This window comes from Roseburia sp. AF12-17LB (genome assembly GCF_003479605.1).
GTDB lineage: Bacteria > Bacillota > Clostridia > Lachnospirales > Lachnospiraceae > Roseburia_C > Roseburia_C amylophila.
Window position 1 is genome coordinate 154002 of sequence record NZ_QUHR01000001.1, and the last position, 21816, is coordinate 175817.

The window sequence follows — 21816 nt, forward strand, 5'->3', positions numbered from 1 at the left end:
TATGAGATTACCTAAACTTCAAAGTACAAGGTCGGAAACCAAGGTACTGAGTGCATTTGGTGGCTACAATGCCAATGAAAGAATCCAGGATGGTGAATTTTCCGACATGGAAAATATGACAGCAGATTATTACCCGATATTATCTCCGAGAATTCCAAGAGGAAAGTTAAGGGTACTTACAGATTGCTGTGGATTATATGGGACAGATAAACTGGTGTGGGTGACCGAGAATAAATTGTATTATAACCAGTCTGAAGTATGTGATTTAAAAGAATCCTGCAGGGATAAGGAAAGAACATTTGTAAGAATGGGAGCATACCTTTGCATATTCCCAGATAAAGTAATGTACAACATATACGATCAGACACTGACGGAGATGGAAAACACAGTCACAACAACCCAACCACCGTCATTTACGCTTTGCAAAATGGATGGAACGGTTTTCCCGGAAAAGAAAACATATACGGGAGATAGCGAGCCGGACAAGACAAATTATGACTACTGGATAGATACATCGGAAAATACTGTTGTAATGAAAATGTGGAGTGAAAACTCATCTGCCTGGGTATCGGTAGGAACAACGTATGTGAAAATACAATCTCCGGGAATCGGAAAAGGATTTAAAGAGTATGATGCGGCTACATTCAGTGGAGTAGACCGTAGAGCAGAGATATATAATGATTACAATTTTAACACCTCAAACATTTTATATGGATGCAGTGATGATTATGTAATTGTTGTAGGTCTGATTAATAAAGTGTTTAAAAATAGCGAGAATATAACCATTGAAAGAACAGTCCCGGATATGGACTTTGTAACAGAAATGGATAATAGGTTATGGGGGTGCTCTTCTGTAAACCATGAAATATATGCCTGTAAGCTGGGAGACCCAAAGAACTGGAGATGTTATATGGGCTTATCATCAGACAGCTATGCGGCAACGGTAGGTTCAGAAGGGGATTTTACCGGAGCAATATCATATTCTGGAACGGTGTTGTTTTTCAAAGAAGGCGGTGTACATAAGCTATTCGGTGACAAGCCGGCGAATTATGAATTGCAATGGAAACCTATGCGTGGGGTACAAATTGGCTCAGAAAAGAGCCTGATTGTATTAAATGAGGTTTTATATTACAAGAGCAGGGATGGCGTATGTGCTTATAGTGGAGGCCTGCCAAGCAAGATATCGGGGAACCTTGGAAAAGAAATGTATTATGACGCAGTGGCAGGCGGATATAGAGACAAGTATTACATATGCATGAGGGACGAAAGAAGCAATTACCGTACATATGTATATGATATCACAAAAGGAACATGGACCATAGAAGATAGAGGAGTTAAAAGAGCATTTGCGTATTCAGACGGTGGACTATACTTCCTGGATGATGAAAATACGGTATGGGTTATCAACTACGAACAGATATTTATGCCAATTGCACCAAAAGATGACCGGTTTGGTGAAATGTATATGTATCCGGGAGAGTGGTATCCTGGAGCAATTCCAGTTGGAGAGGAAGAAGAAAATCAGGAATGGTATGCAGTGACAGGGGATATGGGTCTTGACTCTATTTATAACAAATATATCAGAGAGCTGGTTATCCGGCTTGAGATAGAAGCAGATGCATATTTCAAGATAGAGATAATGTATGATTCGGAAAACTGGCAAAAGGTAATGGAATATACAGGAACAAAAAAACGGTCATACCAGGTGCCGGTTCGAATAAAACGATGCGACCATTTTAAACTAAGATTATCCGGAAAAGGCGCAGTTAAAGTATATTCAATAGCACAAATGATACAGGAAGGAAGTGCAGTAAGTGGCTAAATTTGATTATCCAAATGTAGATATAGAGAACATGTCAAATGAACAGAATATAGAGAGCTTAAAGAGCTTTCTATACAATCTTTCTGATACACTGAATTATTCATTAAATCAGGTAGATGCAAGGATATCGGCACTAGAAGAATCAACAGGAGGTAAGGACAATGGGGAATCATAAAAACTGGGAGGAAGTAATATCTGACGGGACACGAACAGCACAGACGAATCTTGATAACCATCTGAACAATAAAGTTGGAGATTATCAGGAGTCGCAGAGAGTGCAGGATGCTTATAAAAACTATACAGACACTCAGAATGCAAAGCCTGGGGCTTATAACAGCAGGTATCAGGGGGCAATTGATACAATTTTAAATAGAATACAGAATAAAAAGCCATTTTCATACGATTTCAATGCAGACCCATTATACCAACAGTATAAGGAGCAGTATGCTAATCTGGGGAAACAGGCAATGCTTGATACAACATCACAGGCAGCAGCATTATCCGGAGGATATGGCAATAGTTATGGAGCAACAGCAGGCTCTCAGGCATACCAGGCATATCTTGGAAAGCTGAATGATATTATTCCGGATCTTTATGGACAGGCATTAGATAAATACAATACAGACCTCACCAATATGTATAATGAGTATTCCGCATTGGGACAGGCAGAGGATAGAGCATATGGACAGTATCAGGATAAATACCAGAATTGGCAGAATGATACCAGTAATGCATTGAATGCATATAACATTCTTCATGGAAATGATTTTGACGAATATCAGCAGAAAGTAAGTAGTTGGCAGAATGACAGAGATTATCTGTTTAATGCACTTCAGAATTCACAGACTAACGATAAGTATTTGAATGATTACAACTATCAGGTAGACAGAGATAATGTTGCAGATGACCAGTGGCAGCAACAGTTTGAATATCAGAGGCAGAGAGATCAAATCGCAGATGACCAGTGGGCGCAGGAATTCGCATTGTCGCAGGCAAGAGCAGCAAGAAGCGGTTCATCTGGACGTAGCTCAAGCAGGAGTTCTTCTGGTTCATCATCCGGTGGAACACGGCCGGCAACGAGCGGAACAATCAGCAACAGCTACTATAATGAGCTAAAAAATAAAGCTGCATCACAGGGAAGCTCATATGCAGACAGCTTGTATAAGGCAGGAATTATTGACGAGGGAATATGGAATAAACTATATGACGACCTTGGCTTTGATGCACCAACAGCTAGAAGCGCAACAAGTACATTAGCAGGGGGAAGTTCTGCACCTAGCTTGAGTGGATTTCTTAACAACAAAAAGAAGAAAAAGTAGGGGGTAACAATATGGCAGACAGATTATCTTTGGAAGAATTAAAGAAAAAAAGGCAGGAAGGAACACATGAAAATACAGAAAGAAAACTGAATACACGGAGCGCTGCAATAACAAGAGAATCGGGCGGAGAAAGAAAGAGCCTGGAAGAACTTAGACAGGCAAGAATGAATAGAAATGCTTCGCCGGATGTTTCAGTTTTTCACAACAGCATGAGCAGATACCAGCAGGAAAAACCTGCTGGATTTGACTATGCACTGGAAAAGGTACGGAACACGGCAAATACGACCGCAAGAGCAATGTCAAAAAATGGAAGAGCATTACAGGGAGCTTTGGATATTGCAAAAAGAAACCGGGAAACAAAGAAAAAATTAGATAGCTTCAAACCGGTATATGATAGCAGCAATGAAGATAAAACAATGACAGGAAGAAGCAGAGAAAAACTTACACCGACAGAGTACCGAAATGAAAGCACTGGAGAGACAATGACGGTGGAAGATTATAATAATGCAAAAAGCACACTGAATTCAAATCAAAAAGGAAAGCACGGAAACGCAGTAAGCAGTTTTAAAGGTGCAAGAAAACGTGCGATTGAAGAAGCGTTAAAGCAGCAGGAGAATACAGCATGGATGCCGGAAAAAGAACCGGAAACTGCAAAGGAATATGCTGATTACATAGATAAATATTATCAGAGCTTATCAGATCCGGAACTTGCAAGCATGTCAGATGAAGAACTGAATGCTAAAGTGGATACAGCAAAAAGTAACAAAGAAAATAATAAAGAAAAATTGAAAAACTACGAGCCGGTATATGGAAGTCTGGACAATCCGGTGCTTGCGCAGAATATCAGAGAAGACACAAAACTGGCCGGTTACCGGAACAGGGTAACTGGAGAAACAATGACGGTGGAAGAGCATGATGCATTAGAGGAAAATGAAACGATTGATAAATACGAAAATGAGCAGAGCATAAGAAAAAACCAGAAGGCAATCAAGAAATGGTCAGAGGATTATGCGAAGCTCACTCCGGAACAGGAACAGGCTGTCATGCAGATGTATATTACAGACCATGACGAGGAGGAAGCAACAGAGCAGGAACAGGCTATAAGAGATACAATTGGAAGCAGAGACCCATTCGAATTAGAAAAGGCATATAACAGCGCAAAGGAGAATCTGGAAAGCCAGGGAATCAATGCAGACGATATGGAAGAATATTATTCCTGGATCCACAATCGCCAGATTGACACAAAGAAGAGAAAGGAATTGGAAGAGGAAACGAAACAGGAAGGATTAAAAGGATTCCTTGTTAATTTAAAGGAGTCTGCTACGTCTGTAGGGGATTCGTTGCTTTTGGGAGTAGATTTTGCAGACCAGTTAGGACATTCGGCAAAGAATTATTTCGGAGAAGAGGAAGACTATACACCGTATGATCCGTATTCAGCACGATTCACACAATCAAGAAACCGGAAAAGAGAAGCGGTATCAAACGATATCGATACTACTACGGGAAGATTTTTATATGATGTAGGAATGAGTATAGTAGACACGGCGGCAGCTATGGCAACAGGAAGCGGACCGGTATCCCTTGGAATTATGGCGGCAAGTGCCGGCTCTCAGGCATATGTAGATGCATCAGAACGCGGGGCAGACACCAATAAAGCGGCTACCACCGGAATCGCTAATGCATTAGCAGAGGCTGCTTTTGAAAAACTGAGTTTAGACCATTTATATGGCATGGTGGAGAATCCAACTAAAACAACAGTTAAGAAAAAAATATTGGATTGGGCGGTACAGTCTGGAATCGAGGGAAGCGAAGAAGTATTTACTGATTTTGCAGATGAAGCAGCAGACCGCATGATCAACGGCGGATTATCTGAATATAACACGAATATAAAAGAGTATATGAAAAATGGAATGTCGGAAGACGAAGCAAAAACAGCGGCAAATAAACAGTTCTGGAATCAGGTAGGACAGGACTTCGTAGCCGGTGCTATTTCTGGTGCAGTATTTGGTGGAGTAGCAAATACCGTAAATTCCGTGCAGTATCATAAAATGGGAAAGACAATTAACCAGGATAATACAATGAGAGACACTATCCTGGAAACAGCAGAGCAGATGCCGGAGAATTCTACTGCAAAGCAGATTGCGGATACAGTAAAAGCAGATAATATTACTGATTCGCAAATGAGCCAGATTATAGAGTCCATGGCAAAAAGTGAAGACGTAAATCTGGACAAGGTTATAACAGAGGGATTTGTCAGAAAAGGAGCTGAACAGGAACAGGCACAGCAGCAGGCGCAGGAGCTGATGAATAATACTGCAGATACCAGTGCTGCAAGGGAAGATAATGCAATTGAGAACACCACGGGCAACATGACAGGCAGAGTAAAAAATGCGGAAGGAATAGTGATAGAAAATGAGAAAGTTGCACCGGTGCAACCGTATAGCAGAAATCAGACAGGGGTAACTGCAGCAGTAAATAGAAATACAGGAAAACAGGATATCGTTGTAGAGATTGCAGAGAGCACACCGGAGAAAACCATGGTAAAACTGTCAGATGGAAGAGTTGTAGATTATAAGACAGTGGAGATAGGTAATCCAACCATGCGAAATCTGTATAATTTTGCGGCAACATTTGATGATACAAAAGCGGCCAATGCAGTCATTGAGAATTACAACGGGGAAAGTATGCCTACTTACCTGGAATCAACCGCAGTATTTTACAATGCTGGAAAACTTGGAAAAACTTCATATGAGAGTATTATGAATAATCCGGTAAATGCAAGAATTGTAAGTGAAATGTCACCATCAACCTTGCTGGAAATGTATTATCTCGGAGAAAACAGCAGAAGTCCGTTATCACAGAATTCCAATGTGCAGCAGGCCGTGAAGATGGGAACTGGATCCGTAATCGATAACAGACTGGATAAATCTGACAATCGCATGAAATCGGTTGTGGAAATGGTAGCAAAGAAAACCGGGCTTGACATTGAATTGAATGATGAACTGGAGCATGGAGAAAATGGTAACTTCCAGAAAGCATTGTCAAGAATAGCGTTAGCAAAGACCACAGGAAAGGGAAATACTACTAATGAATACACAACACTTGTGCATGAATTGGGTGAATTCTCCGAGGCATATAATCATGAAGGTATGCAGAAAGTAGTAGATACGGTATTGAATTATGTTACAACGAAAGAAGGAGCTGCTTACCTTACAAATGCTATTGAACAGTACCATAAGGCATATAAGACAGTAGAAAAAGGAAAGACCTATGAAGATTCTGCAAATGAGTATGTGTTTGACTATGTAGCAGGACTGTTTGCTGACCAAAAGGGAGTAGAAGCATTTTCCAAGTATATGTCAGAGAACATGACAGAGAGCCAGCATAAGAGCATTCTCAAGACGATTGCTGACTTCTTCAAGGGAGTTTACGACAAAATCACATCATACCTGAATGATCATGTATTATCTAGCACAGCAAAGAAAGCACTGAGAGCGGATGCGGAAGAAGCACAAAGGATAAGAGATATGTTTTTGGGTGAATTGACAAAGGCGCAGGAAAATTATAAGCGGGAAAATGTAACGGCAGAGAAGGGAGAAACAGAGACAATAGACATTAGCTCGAAAAAAACGGTTTCTAAAGATGACAAGAAGAATCCTTTTAAAACATATTCTTTAAACATTGAAGAGAGATTAAGCGGAGATGAATTGCTAAATGCTCTCGATATGATAGAGGAAATAAAAAGAGCAGGCGGGGAAGTAGATGAGTATGGAAATGTAAGATTGTATCATGCAACAAGCGAAAAAGCGGCAAAGAAAATTAGAGAAGAAAAGATAATGGTTGCAAAGGAAGACGGCATCTTCTTTTCAACGAAGAAAGATGGTCAGATTGTAGGGTATGGAAAGGAAATATTGGAATTTACTATACCGGTCGAGAAGCTTGTGCTGGATGATGATTTTGGGGATGAATTGCACTTTAGACTTCCGCTTGAAAAAAGTTGGGAATACGACGTATCGGATTCACTTGTGATAGATGGTATACAGCGGATGAAGACAACTGAGAGTGGAATCAGATACTCAATAACAATTGGACCAGATGGAATAGAAAGATATGCGCTAAGTAATGAAACGAAAAAACTGACTTTTAAAGAACGTAAAAAAAGAATGCTGAATATCATGAGAGAACAATATGCAGGTCGTACAGCAAAGTTTGTAAAAAATGGACATGTATATTATGCACTTTATGATGAAAGCGGAATTAGAAAGGGGATATATGGAGATAAAAAATCTAGCAGGAAAGGATTAAGAGCTAAAATCAGCATAGGCGCAGAAGGAGAGTATATTGAGCTTGCAGAAAATAGTATTTATACAGGAAGTAAAACAGAGCTAGGGAAAACAAACAGATTCCATAGAAATGCAAAAACATGGGATTATTATATCAAAACAATTGAATTTGAGGGAGACTACTTCGATGTGCTAATAAATGTAAAAGATACTGGAAATGAACATTATGTATATGATGTAACATTAAAAGAAGCAGTTTCACGATCAAACTCCCGAGGGTTTTACAACGATAATGAAACTGCTTCTAAAAATAGTATATCACAGAATCAGAAAAATGCAACAACTTTTTCACTTGATGTAGATTCCGAAGGAAGAAAATTATCAGAAGAGCAGAAAAAATATTTTGAAAATTCGACTGTAAGGGATGACAATGGAAATCTTCTTCCTATGTATCATGGTACACCAAATGGAGATTTTACGGTTTTTAAAAACGATATACAGTTTTTTACTCCAAATAGATGGTATGCAGATTTTTACCAGGAGCCAAGTGCGAGTTCAAGAAAAGCGGGAAAGACAGTTACAAATAAAAAAACATATGAAGTATATTTAAATATCACGAAACCTTTTGATATAAGAAATCCGGAAACGAAGGAAATATTTATTAATGATTATGTAAAAGGAGGATATGCATTAGGAATCAATCCATATGAAGAATATAAGGATACTACAAATAGTGGACTCCCATCGTGGGAAGAAGCAGATAATATATATGAGTTCCTTGAGGATAATGATTTGCTGGATGAATATGACGGCATTATTGTGGATGAAGGTGGATTTCCGGGAGAAGATGGAAAGATAGTGCAAAGGGGAATAAGCTATGTCACGTTTAGTCAGAACCAAATTAAAAACGTAGATAATAAAAAGCCAACAGCAGACCCGGACATCAGACATTCAGTGGACATTGATGAAGACCTCATGGCAATTCTGGAAGAGGAGTATTCCGATACAGAAAAGGAAATGGGTTCTATTATTGAGGATGGCTTTAAAGCACTTGAAAATGTGAGCATTGACGATAAGACAATGCGTAAGATAGCATCCGAGGTAAAGCAGGAATACAAGAGTACCTATAATGCCAAAGAACTGGCTGATAATCTGACTAAGGTATTTGCGTATTTAAAAGATACAAAGAATGTTTCGTATGAGGATATGGTAAGAATCGTACAGGAAATTGCTATGCCGGTTATCGAAGAAAGTACAGATGTGGATAGTGTGGAAGCAGATGTGTATAACTCTTTCCGTAAAACATTGAAAGGGCAGAAAATCAGATTGAATGAAGCCCAGAAGAAAGAAGTAGCACATTATTATGACAGCTATGATAAATTCCGGAAGATGAATTTCGGAAACATTACGTTTTCCGAAGATGGAGTATACCTGGATTCCTTGTGGGATGAGCTGTGCCAGAGCTCTAATTACATATTGGATATGGATACTGCAGTAAATGATCAGCCAATAGCATTGATTGATGCTATGAATGAGATGAAACCGGCAAGGCATAATATCTTTGGAATGAATAAGCAGCAGGCAGCATATGACCTTGCATTAGACATTTACCGGAGATTCTTTGTAGAGCAGAGCACGGATGCAGCAAATAAAAAGGTGCTGGCGGAAACCCAGAAGCTGATTGCAAAGCAGCAGGAATACAGAAAGAATCTGAATGCAGAATACCGTGAAAGATTCGAAAAACTGAAAGAGCAGGAAAAGACCAGACGAGACAGCCTGAAACAGAAGTATGAAAGGGCTTTGGATGAACAGAGAAGAGAACTCAGCTCGGCTATGGCCTATCGTGATGCAAAGGCAGAAACGGAAATCAGAAAGAAAATAAAGTCATACGAAGCAAAGCTGGCAAAGGTGAAACAGCAGAGCAACGATAAGTATATGAAGCTGAAAGCGGCACAGTCAGAGAACCGTACGGCGAAGAGAAATATTGAGGAGCGGAGAAGATACCGGGAACGTATTAGAAAAAATGCACAGGGAATTGTAACTGCATTTAATCAGAATACAGATAAGAATCATGTGCCGGATGCATTAAAGAAAACGGTTGCAGATTTCATTGATGCGATAGACTTCACGACAGATCGGACGAATCCAAATAGTGTTAATTCACTGAAATGGTACAATGCTTTAAGTCAGATGCAGCTTAAGTTATCAAGCGAGAGAGAAGCCATTGCTGGAGATTATGAGGATATTTATAATGCTCTTATGGATGGCAATTCCGGAGACAGGAAGACAAGCTCACTGTTGGATGATATTTCAGATTTCCTGAACAATAATGAGGGTGTACGAATTTCGGACATGGATATGAATGGCTTGAGATATCTGGACAGACTGGTATCCGGATTAAAGAGAGCCATCACCAGTGTAAATCAGTTATATGTAAATGAACGTGCACAGAACGTGGAAGAACTTGGAGACAACACAATTGAAGAACTGAAAACCAAGAAGGATAAGAAAGTATGGAATAATGATACTTTAAGGGGAAAGGCAATTAACAAAGCAGAAAATATGCTGGATGCCAATATGCTGGACCCAAGATCATACTTCTACAGACTGGGAGATTCTGCACTTAGCATCTATAAAGGATTGCGTAAGGGACTGAATACCAGAACGGAAAAGATTGCGGAAGCACAGGATTATATGCAGTCTCAGTTTGGAAAGATTGCCGAGGAATGCGGACTTACCGAAAAACAGTTAAAGTCTGAAATGAAGAAGTGGACCGGAAGGGATGCGGAAGTTCATGAGTTTGATTTTGGCAATAAAAAGTTGCGGATGACAACAGCACAGATGATGGGGCTGTATGAACTTAAAAACAGAGAGCAGGCGAAAGAACATATCAAGTATGGTGGATTGATAACAACAACCAAAGCTGGAACAAAGGTATATCGGAATTCCGAGGGAATCCGGCTTACCGAATACGAAGTTGGAAAGATATGCGAGGAGCTTACTCCGGAGCAGAAGAAAGTGGCGGATTCTATGCAGCAGTTTATGCAGAATAGATGCTCCGCATGGGGTAATGCTACCACAATGCAGATGTATGGATACAGAAGATTCGGTGGACAGCATTATTATCCTATTAAGACATCCGGAAATACTGTAGATACAAAGGATCAGACTTCATACTGGGGAGTAAAAAATCAGGGATTCACTAAGAAGACTATGAAAAATGCGAGAAATGCTATCGTGGTGGATGATATCTTTGATGTATTTACGAAGCATGTAACAGATATGGCAAGTTACGGAAGCTATACAGCGGCACTGTCAGATGCTATGAAGTGGTTTAATTACAGACAAAAAGCAGGACTGGATGAACATATGTCAGAGGATGAAATGCTGGATATTCTGAATTCCAAGACATCCGTTAAGGCACAGATAGAAAGGGCTTATGGAAAAGAATACCAGGAATACTTTAAAAAACTGGTGCAGGATATTAATGCAGAAGGAACAGGGGATGTCCAGGTCAAGTTTGTGGATGAATTGGTTGGAAATATGAAGGCTGCATCTGTAGCAGCAAATATCAGGGTAGCAATACAGCAGCCAACAGCTTATTTCCGTGCAATGGCAGTGATGGATTCCAAGTATCTTTTAAAAGCATTGACCATGAAACCTGCAGTGCATGAGGTACAGGAAAAAGCACCTATTGCAAAGTGGAAGTCCTGGGGATATTTTGAAACATCAATTGGTCAGTCTATGAAAGAGGTTATTACGGACCAGCATACCTTTAAAGAGGGATTGCAGGAAAAATCCATGATTCTTGCTCAACAGGCAGATGATATTACATGGGGTGTACTGTGGAATGCAGTAAAACAGGAGACAAAGGCACTGCATCCGGATATAGACGTAAATTCCAAAGAGTTTACAGATTTATGTGTAGACAGATACGATGAACTAATCGACCAGACACAGGTAGTAGACTCTGTATTGCACCGGTCACAGATTATGCGAAGCAACAATGGCTTACATAAAATGGCAACGTCGTTCATGGCAGAGCCTACGAAGTCTTACAATATGCTGGCAAATGCATTGAGGGATTGGTATGAGATGCCGGGTAAATGGAATGCCGGAAGTAAAAGATTCTTTAAACAGACATTGAAAGCATATATTATTACAAATGTTGTGAATGCAGCAGCACAGTCCTTTATGGATGCATTCAGGGACAAGAAGGATGATGATACTACATACTGGGAGAGATGGCTTGATGATTACAAAGACAATGTAGTAGACAACCTGAATCCAGTTCAGTTAATTCCATACATGAAAGATATTCTTTCTATAGCACAGGGATATGATGTAAACAGACTGGATATGCAGGGGCTGTCAAAACTGTTTGCCGGAGTAAGGAATGTGCAGAAATATGCGACAGATGCAGACTACAGAGAAAATCATACCTGGTTAGAAGCGGCTGAGTCTTTAATGAGCGGAATTTCTTCTGTAACGGGTATTCCAATTTACAATGTGGAAAGAGATTTCAAAGCAATCTATAATACTACAACTGGAAAATATCTGGGAGGAATCAAGAGAAAGAATAGCAGACAGTATGAGAGAATGCTGGATGCATACCTTTCCGAAGATAATGCAGCATATAAAGAGATAGAAGGAGAACTGAAAGAAAAGGGACTGGAGAAAAAGGAGATTACATCCAAGGTGAAAAAAGAGATGAAGGATGGTTATCTTGCTGGAGATATATCAGAGAAAGAAGCCAAGAAGTTCCTTAGAGAGAAAGCTGGACAGAGTGATGAGGAGATATGGTGCACCCTGGAAGAATGGAACTACGGTGAAACATATCAGAGGCTATATGATGCAATTGACAATTCTATAAACAAGGGAGCAGACAGAGAGGCTATCTTTGACTACATAAGTGAAGCAAAAAGTAAAGGCGGGAAAGAAAATAAAGATATCAGTGGAGTTGTAACAAGAGAATATAAAAAGAAATACCTTAAGGCAAAGGAAAAAGGTAAATATGCTGATATGAAGAACCTGCTTATCTCAATCTATATGCACCTTGGATATACGAATGCAGAAGCAAATAAAAAAATCGAAGAATGGTCAAAAAAGAAGACGAAATAGGGGAGAAATCCCCTATTTCTTTTTTATATAATGAGGGCGAAGGAGGTTATCTATGAGGAATAATATCGTAAATAATATGCGACTTGACCTGGATCATGAACGGACACGCCCCCGGATTTCTGTAAGACAGGGAGATACAAAGACAAGAAGCCTGCATTTTACACTTATGCAGAGCGGAAAGATATACGACTTGTCGGATGTATTAGTGGCGGCAGTAAGCATCGTGAAGCCAGATGGTAAAGTTTGCTACAACGATTGTGTAATAGATGGCTCTGAGATACAGTACGAAGTCACGACACAGACCATTAATGTGTTGGGCGAATGTATTGGACAGATAGAGCTGTCTATGCAGGATGGGGCAGTTATTACTTCGCCGGAGTTTGTAATCTATGTATATAACAAGATTCTGGACCCGAATATCATTGAATCTCAAAATGAATACAAATCATTGGTGCAGCAGGTTGCTCAGGCAGAAGACTATTGCAACCAGGCAGAACAGTACAAGACACTTTCGGAGAACGCAGAGAGGAATATATCTGCTATGGAAAGCGGATTTACCGAGAAAGCAACAGCTCTTGAGGAGTATCAGAATGAGATATCAGGTATGCAGGAAACACTGAGGCAGCAGGCAGATGATGCAATAACTTTAATAAACCAGTCAGTAACAGAAGCTAGTGGATATGCAGATAGAGCGAAGAGTAGTGCAACAGAAGCAGCCGGCAGTGCAACAGGAGCAGCGAACAGTGCCGCAGGGGCGGCAAGCAGTGCCGCAGAAGCAGCCGGCAGTGCAACAGGAGCAGCGAACAGTGCCGCAGGGGCGGCAAGCAGTGCCGCAGAAGCAGCCGGCAGTGCAACGGAAGCGGCAAGCAGTGCAACAGGAGCAGCCGGCAGTGCAACAGGAGCAGCGAGTAGTGCAACGGAAGCAAAAAATTACGCTACCGGAGATAAAAACTCAGCAAAGTTTTATTATGAAAAAACACTAGAATTATTTAATAGTCTTCAGAATGTAATAGATTCGATAGGCTATCCGAAAGGAGAATAGGAATGTCATATGAGAAAGTAAATTGGAAAAATTACCCAGATAAATCAACCTTGATATCGGCTGAAAATCTCGGTCATATGGATGATGGAATAAAAGCACTGGATGATGAAAAACTGAATATTGACAAAATAACACAGAGTACAGCAGTTAACCAGGATGGATATGCACTAGATGCAAGAGAAAAGAATGCTTCTATTTCTGGGACCATGGCAAATCAGATCAGTAAATTAAAGACGGATGTAAATAAGAAACAGGATGCATCTACTGCAATCACAACATCAAATATAGGTTCGCAGAGTGTCAAGTATGCAACCAGTGCCGGAAGTGCAAATGCAGTAGCGTGGAGTAAAGTAACTGGAAAACCAAGTAGTTATCCGCCGGCTAGTCATAGCCATGCAGGGCAGGCTTTGGATGCGGGAGCATTAGAAATTACCGCCGTTGTTCCATATATAGACTTTCATTATAACAACAGTAATGCAGACTTCACCAGTAGGATTGTAGACTATGGTCCTGGCGGCGGATTTCAGTACTCCTCAAGTGATGGTAACCATTATTTTAAAAACACTTCAAATGGAAATCAGACAGCATGTTTGAAAGCTAACGGTTCATTTGGTGCAGGCGCAGGAGGAACAGCTATAATTGGTAATCCTATTTACATGGCGGCAGATTGGAATAGCTCTGGCTATGCTACAGTGTATGGTGCTTCCTTTACAAATCCGTCTTCAAAGTTAGTAAAAAAGAATGTTGCAGATTTATCAAAAGAGGAAGCAAAGAAAATACTTCAGCTGACACCAGTAAGTTTTGATTACATCAAAGAGTTTGGTGGAGATAAAGACCAGAGAGGTTTAATTGCTGAAGATGTTCTTAATATAATCCCATCATGCGTTCAAATCCCTGATGGATATTCAGAAGAAGAGTTCAATGCAAGTAAAGGAATTAAGAATAAGGTACTTGCAATTGATTATTCAAAACTGGTTCCATACCTTATTAAGATGGTGCAGATACAACAGGAAGAAATTGAAAAACTGAAAGAAGCAATGAACAAAGAAGGAGGAAAAGAAAATGAATAACAACACAATCAAAGCAATCATAACAGCAGTAACGGGGTTCTTATCATCCCTGCTCGGTATCTTGTATGTACCGGTATTGTTATTGGTGGCATGCAACATTATTGACTATGCGACAGGTATCTTCGCATCCAAGTACCGTAATCAGCCGGTAGATTCATACAGAGGATTTCGTGGAATTGCAAAGAAGATTTCCATGTGGCTTCTGGTGGTGGTTGGAGCAATTGTTGACCAGTTACTGAAATATGCTGCCACCACAATCGGAATCACAATGCCAATAACATTCCTCATAGCGTGCGTGGTAGCCATATGGATCATATGCAATGAAATCATCAGTATTCTGGAGAATATCAAGGATATAGGTGCACCGGTTCCACCGTTTTTATTACCACTGTTGAAAAATCTGAAATCACAGGTGGAAGATGCCGCAAAGACAGAAGAGAAGGAGGAAGAATAAGATGAATTTTGGAGAAGCATTAGAACTTTTGAAAAAAGGAAAAAAGGTTGCTCGCAAGGGTTGGAATGGGAAGAAACAGTACATCCAGCTTGCAGCTGGCATTTCATATGTGTCAGCGGATGGAGAACTCGTGAATTGCGAGCATGAAGCAATTGGAAACAAGGCTATTGCATTTGTTGGAACATCTGGCGTTCAGATGGGGTGGCTTGCATCACAAGCAGATATGCTTGCTGAAGATTGGATTAAAGCTGAATAAAAAGAGGAGGAGTAGTAAGATGAAGATTGGATTAAATGCAGGACATACACTTTCCGGAGCAGGAAGTGGAACAATTGGAGTTATTTCAGAGAGCGCAGAAACAAGAAGAGTCTGTAACAGATTGACAGAGCTTCTTACAACAGCGGGGGTGCAGGTGGTACCATGCACAGTAGATTCCGCACCAACACAGGCAGCATATTTACAGAAAGTAGTAGCAATGGCAAATGCAACTGATTTGGATTATTTTATTAGTATTCATCTTAACAATGATGCTGCAAGAGCAGGACATGGAGTAGAGGCGTATACATACGAGGGCAGACAGTATCCGGATGCTGTAGAGGTATGTGAACACATTGCAGCACTTGGATTTACTAACCGTGGAGTAAAAGCCGGAAGCGGATTATATGTTATCCGCAAAACAAAGGCAAAGGCAATGCTTATTGAGGTTTGCTTTGTGAACAATCCGGATGCAGCACTGTATGAACAGAAGTTTGAAGAGGTATGCAGAGCAATCGCATACGCTTTATCTGATTATGTAGCAGCTGAATCGAAGCCAGTTGCACCGGTACAACTGCCGGAGAAGAAAAAGTATGTGAAAGTACTGGTGGATAATTTGGCAGTCAGAAAAACACCAAGCTGGGATAGTAGTGCTGTTTATGGAAGAGTGGCAAAGAATGAAGTCTTTACAATCGCAGAAGGACCTATTAAAGTGGGTGGCGGCAGTATGTATAAACTCATTTCAGGAGTATATATTACAGCAGCAAGTAAGTATGTATCGGTGTATGAAAAATAGTGTATTATAGGGCGAGAAAAGCCAAATAGTCTGACAATGGCTGTATACTGGTGGGTTACAAAAATGTGTGCATGTAAGTAAATAAGATATACCCTAAGCGAGGGCTATGCTTGCCCAGGGCGTCTGCTAGGCATTGAACACTTAGAGAACGCGAGCCATAGGCGAAGCGTGAACTTAGTGTGAAAGCCCATCCCGAGACTTGATGAAAACGAGTCGCAGACGAAGTTTGAATCTTAGCCGAGTGGATGTCATTGAACACTTAGAGAATGCAGATGTCATTGAACACATAGAAAACATCCCCGAAACGTTATGTTTCGGGGACTTTTTAATTTACACGAGAAATTCGCAAAGCATTTCCAGTGGAATTTCTTCCCTGCTTGGAGTATAATAGAACGAACAACGGGAAGAAAAGAGACCGGAGGCAGTTTAGATGCAGAAAAAGGAAAGAAATGAAGAATTAGAATATATAGATGAACTTGAGGATGGCGAAGAACCGGAAGAGTCAGAGGACTACCGGGAAGAATTAGAAGAACCAGAAGAGGAATATTCAGAAGGTGGCAGACGCAGGAAGAAAGGAAGAAAATCCGATACAAAGAATGCGGCGTCTACAGCAGGGGAATTTCTAAGCTGGGTAATTACGATTGTAGCAGCGGTGCTGATTGCTATGTTTTTAAATCGTTTTGTGTTAATTAATGCAGAGATTCCATCCGGTTCCATGGAAAATACAATCATGACCGGAGATAAGCTGATTGGATTCCGATGGTCATATCTGTTTTCCGGACCGGAGCGGGGAGACATCATTATCTTTAAGTTTCCGGATGATGAGAGCCAGAATTATGTAAAACGTGTCATTGGCTGCCCGGGAGATACGGTAAAGATAGAAGATGGTAAAGTATATGTCAACGGAGAACTCTTAGAGGAGGATTATCTCAAAGAGACATGGACGGTAGCTACAGGACCATATACCTTTGAAGTGCCGGAGGACAGCTATTTTGTAATGGGAGATAACCGGAATAACTCCTATGATGGAAGATACTGGACCAATACCTATGTGAAGAAAGATAAAATACTTGGAAAAGCGATTTTCCGGTATTGGCCATTAAAGAATTTTAAAATATTGAATTAGTGCGGAACGAATAAGGGAGCAAAAGGAGAAGATTTATGATAACATTATTAGCCCGGATATTTATCCGGGAAGATGACAAGCCGGAGAAAGTAAGGCTTGCCTACGGTACGTTATGTGGTATTGTAGGTATTTTACTAAATGTATTATTATTTACAGGAAAATTTATTGCGGGAACCATCAGTAAATCCATTGCAATTACAGCGGACGCATTTAATAACCTGTCGGATGCCGGTTCTTCCATTGTAACATTGCTTGGTTTTAAACTGGGAGCAGCAAAGCCGGATCCGGAGCATCCATTTGGACATGGAAGAATGGAATACGTTTCCGGACTTGTGGTTGCTGCAGTTATTTTAATTATGGCAGTGGAACTGATACAGGATTCTATCAGAAAGATTCTTCATCCGGAAGCAACGGAGTGCTCTGTATTAATTATCGTGATTCTGCTGATATCTATTGCTGTAAAGCTGTATATGACCTTCTATAACAGGAGAGTTGCAAAGAAGATTAATTCAGCGGCTATGCGGGCAACTGCAATGGACAGCTTAAGCGACAGCATTACCACATCTGTGGTTTTAATTACCACATTGATTGCAGAATTTACATCAGTCAATATTGACGGCTACTGTGGTGTGGCGGTAGGACTGTTTATCTTATATGGTGGAATTAATGCAGCGAAGGAGACTTTAAATCCACTGCTGGGACAGCCACCGGAGGAAGAATTCGTAAAAGAGATAGAACATCTGGTGTTGGAAGAAAAAATGATTATCGGTATTCATGATTTAGTCGTACATGATTATGGACCGGGACGTCTGATGGTATCACTACATGCGGAAGTGCCGGCAGAAATGAATATCCTTGTAATACATGATATGATAGACAATGTAGAAATGAAATTGAAAAGGGAACTGAATTGTGAGGCTGTCATACATATGGATCCGGTGATTACCGGAAGCAAGGAACTGACCGGGATAAAAGAAACGGTTACAGGTATTTTGAAGGATATTGATGAGGTCATTACCATGCATGATTTTCGTATGGTTCAGGGACCGACCCATACCAATCTTATCTTTGATGTAGTGATTCCATTTGGTTACCGTTCCAGTGATGAAGCAGTGTTAAAAGAACTGGAACATCAGGTAAAGGAAAAGCTGGGCGAACAGTATCATATCGTGGTCAACGTAGACAAAAATTATGTGAAATAAAAGAAATAACAAAGCCCCGATGGGAGAAATCTGATAGAAGAATTCATCCCATCGGGGCTTTCTGTGTATTATTTTAATTCTGTGTCAGTGGAGTATTGACTGCATGCTCTACAGACTGGCCAGTTGCTGTACCGGCACCACTTAAAGACTGTTCAGAGGACTGCTCTGTGGATTTCTCAGTGGACTGGGTAGAACCTTCTGTATCAGTAGAAGGCTGCTCTGTTTCGGTAGCAGGCTCTTCCGTATGTTCTACATCCGGATCCTCATAGAGGAACTCGTTGGAGCTTCGGAAGATGGTGCTGCTGGAACCTACAATGTTAGCAACAATCGTATCGCCGTCTTCAATGTCGTCAAGATTAATCTTTAACATGGTGCTTCCTAAGAAGGAAGTGGATACCTTCTCTCCGTTGACATAAATTTTCGTCCAAGGAGTAAATCCGGAGCCGTAAATACATAACTTATTGTCATCGGATTTCCATACACTGTTAATCGTTACATCATCAATACCCATAACCAGATCACTTGCTGGATATTTATCTGTTCCGTTGTAAGCATAACGTTTTCCGTAAAGAAGGTCATATTGTAAATTCTCTAAGTTCTCGTCGTAAGAAGCAGAACCCTTCTGGCTCTGGATGTAAGAGAACATGGTTCCTTTGTGGATGTCAAGCTGGTTGGTGATGTTTGCTAATAATTCATAAGCAGCACAGTCAGCATCCTGTTTTGGTAAATTAAAGTTGTTCCAGGTAACATATTTGGTTTTGAAAATGTCACCGGATACCATATCATCATCGGTCAGTCCCATGGTAGGAAGGTGGTCGCCGAAGAATACCACGATGGTCTTTTCATCCCGTTTGGAAAGCTCTTCGGTTAAGTTGCCGATGAATTTATCTACTTCGTGAATCATGTTAATGTAATATTCCCACCGATTGTTAGAAGCCTCATCTGCAGCACCGCTTACTGCAATTTCCGGATTTTCAAGAATCTTTTCAGTAGGATAATCACCATGTCCCTGTACGGTAATGGTATATACCAGATCTGACTGGTCAGGGGTAGAATCCATAGCCTTTAAGGTTTCACTGATTAAGATGTTATCGGTTGGCCAGGAACCAAGTGGTGTGTACTCCTGAATGTTCATACACTCTTTACTGGTGAAGCTGTCAAATCCCATCAGGGAGAAGGCATTGGCACGGCTGTAGAAGTTACCACCGTTGTTATGTACAACATGTGTACCATAGCCGAGACTTCCAAGGTCGGAAGCAATACTTTCGCAACTGTCGATTTCTTTTAAAGTAGTCTTATATGGGTATTCGCCGGTACCAAAATACTGCATGCTCATACCGGTTAATACTTCAAATTCAGTATTGGCTGTTCCGGCACCTACAACAGGAACTTTTAAGTAACCGGAAGAATAGTTGTTTAATAAGTTGTGAAAATTTGGAACCGGATCTTCTGAAGTATGTAAGAACTTAACATCAGAGGGATCTACAAAGGATTCCAGTAAAACAACAATAATATTTGGCGCATCTTCGGCAGCTTCGGTAGTTTCTTCCGGAACGGAAGCCCCTATTTTGGCAATACGCTCTTCGGAATAACTGTCCGGTTTACTCATACCACGGTCAACAACGCTGGATGAGAAGCCGTAGACAAAACCATAATTTTCATAGCCCTGTGCAATATTGGCAAAATAGGAAGCAACAATATTATTGGACTGGGCTGCCTTGGTAGTTACCGGTAACATCAGGAAGATAACAGCAACCATAAGCGGACTTACAATCCAGTTGATTTTGCCCTGATATTTTGGTCCTTTGATAAAAAGCCAGATACAGAAAAGCAGGAAAAGACCGACTACGATAATAACGGCGAGTGCTTCACCAAAGGTAAAGTATTTGGTGTTCTGCATGGCAAATAAGTCAGACAGACATTTCAAATCTGTAAAACCAAATGGAGTTACACGTTTGGAAAGAATAACACCATTGATGGTTCCAAGGAAAAGCCAGAAGCCGCTGATTAAGAGACGGGCAAGTGTTCTTCTTCGAATCAGATAGACCAGGGATAAACTTGCAAAAATAATAAATGAGTTATAAAGGTAAGCAATGGTGTGTCCTGCAATAAAGGAAAATGCAGAAAGCACATTTCGTCTGGAAATACATTCAATCACCAGAACGAGGAAACAGGACAGTAACAGATGGAATACCAAAGAGTATTTATTCATAATCACAACTGCACGGTCAAGGTGTGGATGTGTTTTCTTCTCCCGGTTCTTAAAAGTATTTATTTTGTTTTTTAGTTTAAAAAATAAGTTCTTGCACTTACTTAAAAAAGAATGTTTTTCTCTCATAATAATGGTTCTCCTCCCAGTAGATTACACACTTTTTACATATAATTTACTTTTGACTGAATAAGGATATATCTATTTAAGAAAAAAAACAACGGTAAATCTCGATAAAAATTTATTAATATTTCATTAAAAAGAATCCAAAATGTATAATAGAAGGGAAAGAAGTTGGCAAAAAAGCCATTTTGTGCTATCCTTTTTTTATAAAAACCAGGTTCGCAGAGAGGCAGATAGGTGAATCTGACAGTAAGGTGAGGAAAGAGAAATGCTGGAATTAAAAGACATTAGTTTTCAGGTAAATGATGAAACAGCAGACAAGGAAATATTAAAAAATATCAATCTGAAGATAGAAGACCGGTTTGTGGCAATTACCGGACCAAACGGTGGAGGTAAATCCACGCTGGCGAAGCTGATTGCCGGAATAGTAACACCAACTTCCGGACAGATTTTATTGGATGGAGAGGATATTACAGGATTATCCATTACCGAACGGGCAAGAAAGGGAATCAGCTTTGCGTTTCAGCAGCCGGTAAGATTTAAGGGATTGACCGTAAAGGATTTGATTACACTGGCATCGGGAAAAGATATTTCCATCAGTCAGGCATGTTCCTATCTTTCAGAAGTAGGACTTTGCGCAAAGGATTATATTGGCAGGGAGGTAAATGACAGCCTTTCCGGTGGGGAGTTAAAGCGTATCGAGATTGCAATGATAATTGCAAGAGGAACCAAATTATCCATATTTGATGAGCCGGAGGCAGGAATTGACCTTTGGAGTTTTAACAATCTGATTCAGGTATTTGAGAATATGTATCAGAAAATCAATGGCTCGATTCTGATTATTTCACATCAGGAGAGAATCTTAAACATTGCAGACCGGATTATTGTAATTGCAGATGGAGAAGTAAGCACAGCCGGAAGCCGGGAAGAAGTACTTCCAAAGCTGTTAGGCAGCAGTGAAGCCTGCTCTACTTTGATGGAAAAATTAGTCTAGGA

13 protein-coding genes are annotated in these 21816 nt (G+C 40.4%); 12 read left to right on the forward strand and 1 reads right to left on the reverse strand.

What is annotated here, in order from left to right:
* Window position 1 precedes the first annotated feature (1 nt).
* The 11 genes from DWV68_RS00790 (at window position 2) to DWV68_RS00840 (ending at window position 18488) form a co-directional block, all read left to right on the forward strand.
* On the forward strand, window positions 2-1822 hold the full coding sequence (locus DWV68_RS00790) for a hypothetical protein (RefSeq protein ID WP_118664759.1): 1821 nt from the start codon (window positions 2-4) through the stop codon (window positions 1820-1822).
* Window positions 1815-1997 (forward strand): hypothetical protein, encoded by a 183-nt coding sequence (locus DWV68_RS00795; RefSeq protein ID WP_117841386.1) that lies wholly within the window; start codon window positions 1815-1817, stop codon window positions 1995-1997. The genes DWV68_RS00790 and DWV68_RS00795 overlap by 8 nt, the downstream gene beginning before the upstream one ends.
* On the forward strand, window positions 1984-3141 hold the full coding sequence (locus tag DWV68_RS00800; RefSeq protein WP_118664761.1) for a hypothetical protein: 1158 nt from the start codon (window positions 1984-1986) through the stop codon (window positions 3139-3141). Before DWV68_RS00795 ends, DWV68_RS00800 begins: the two co-directional genes overlap by 14 nt.
* 11 nt (window positions 3142-3152) lie before the next feature.
* On the forward strand, window positions 3153-12545 hold the full coding sequence (locus DWV68_RS00805) for an ADP-ribosyltransferase-containing protein (RefSeq protein WP_118664763.1): 9393 nt from the start codon (window positions 3153-3155) through the stop codon (window positions 12543-12545).
* 52 nt (window positions 12546-12597) lie between these two features.
* Window positions 12598-13587: a BppU family phage baseplate upper protein gene (locus tag DWV68_RS00810; protein WP_118664765.1), complete on the forward strand. Its 990-nt coding sequence runs from the start codon at window positions 12598-12600 to the stop codon at window positions 13585-13587.
* Between the two features lie 2 nt (window positions 13588-13589).
* Window positions 13590-14657, forward strand: a complete 1068-nt coding sequence (locus DWV68_RS00815; RefSeq protein ID WP_118664767.1) for a tail fiber domain-containing protein — start codon at window positions 13590-13592, stop codon at window positions 14655-14657.
* Window positions 14650-15111 (forward strand): phage holin family protein, encoded by a 462-nt coding sequence (locus DWV68_RS00820; protein ID WP_118664769.1) that lies wholly within the window; start codon window positions 14650-14652, stop codon window positions 15109-15111. Before DWV68_RS00815 ends, DWV68_RS00820 begins: the two co-directional genes overlap by 8 nt.
* Before the next feature lies 1 nt (window position 15112).
* Complete coding sequence (locus tag DWV68_RS00825; RefSeq protein ID WP_243089412.1) at window positions 15113-15367, forward strand: DUF2829 domain-containing protein; 255 nt, start codon at window positions 15113-15115, stop codon at window positions 15365-15367.
* A gap of 19 nt (window positions 15368-15386) precedes the next feature.
* A complete protein-coding gene (locus DWV68_RS00830) occupies window positions 15387-16160 on the forward strand; it encodes an N-acetylmuramoyl-L-alanine amidase (protein WP_197420788.1) in 774 nt (257 codons plus the stop codon).
* A gap of 430 nt (window positions 16161-16590) precedes the next feature.
* On the forward strand, window positions 16591-17286 hold the full coding sequence (lepB, locus tag DWV68_RS00835; protein WP_118664773.1) for a signal peptidase I: 696 nt from the start codon (window positions 16591-16593) through the stop codon (window positions 17284-17286).
* A gap of 35 nt (window positions 17287-17321) precedes the next feature.
* A complete protein-coding gene (locus DWV68_RS00840) occupies window positions 17322-18488 on the forward strand; it encodes a cation diffusion facilitator family transporter (protein ID WP_118664775.1) in 1167 nt (388 codons plus the stop codon).
* A 73-nt stretch (window positions 18489-18561) separates the two neighbouring features.
* Here the strand turns inward: DWV68_RS00840 and DWV68_RS00845 are convergent, their stop codons facing one another.
* Window positions 18562-20826: an LTA synthase family protein gene (locus DWV68_RS00845; RefSeq protein ID WP_197420789.1), complete on the reverse strand. Its 2265-nt coding sequence runs from the start codon at window positions 20824-20826 to the stop codon at window positions 18562-18564.
* Window positions 20827-21088: 262 nt separating this feature from the next.
* On the opposite strand from DWV68_RS00845, the gene DWV68_RS00850 reads away from it, so the two are divergent.
* Window positions 21089-21814: an ABC transporter ATP-binding protein gene (locus DWV68_RS00850; RefSeq protein WP_117698644.1), complete on the forward strand. Its 726-nt coding sequence runs from the start codon at window positions 21089-21091 to the stop codon at window positions 21812-21814.
* Window positions 21815-21816: the final 2 nt, after the last annotated feature.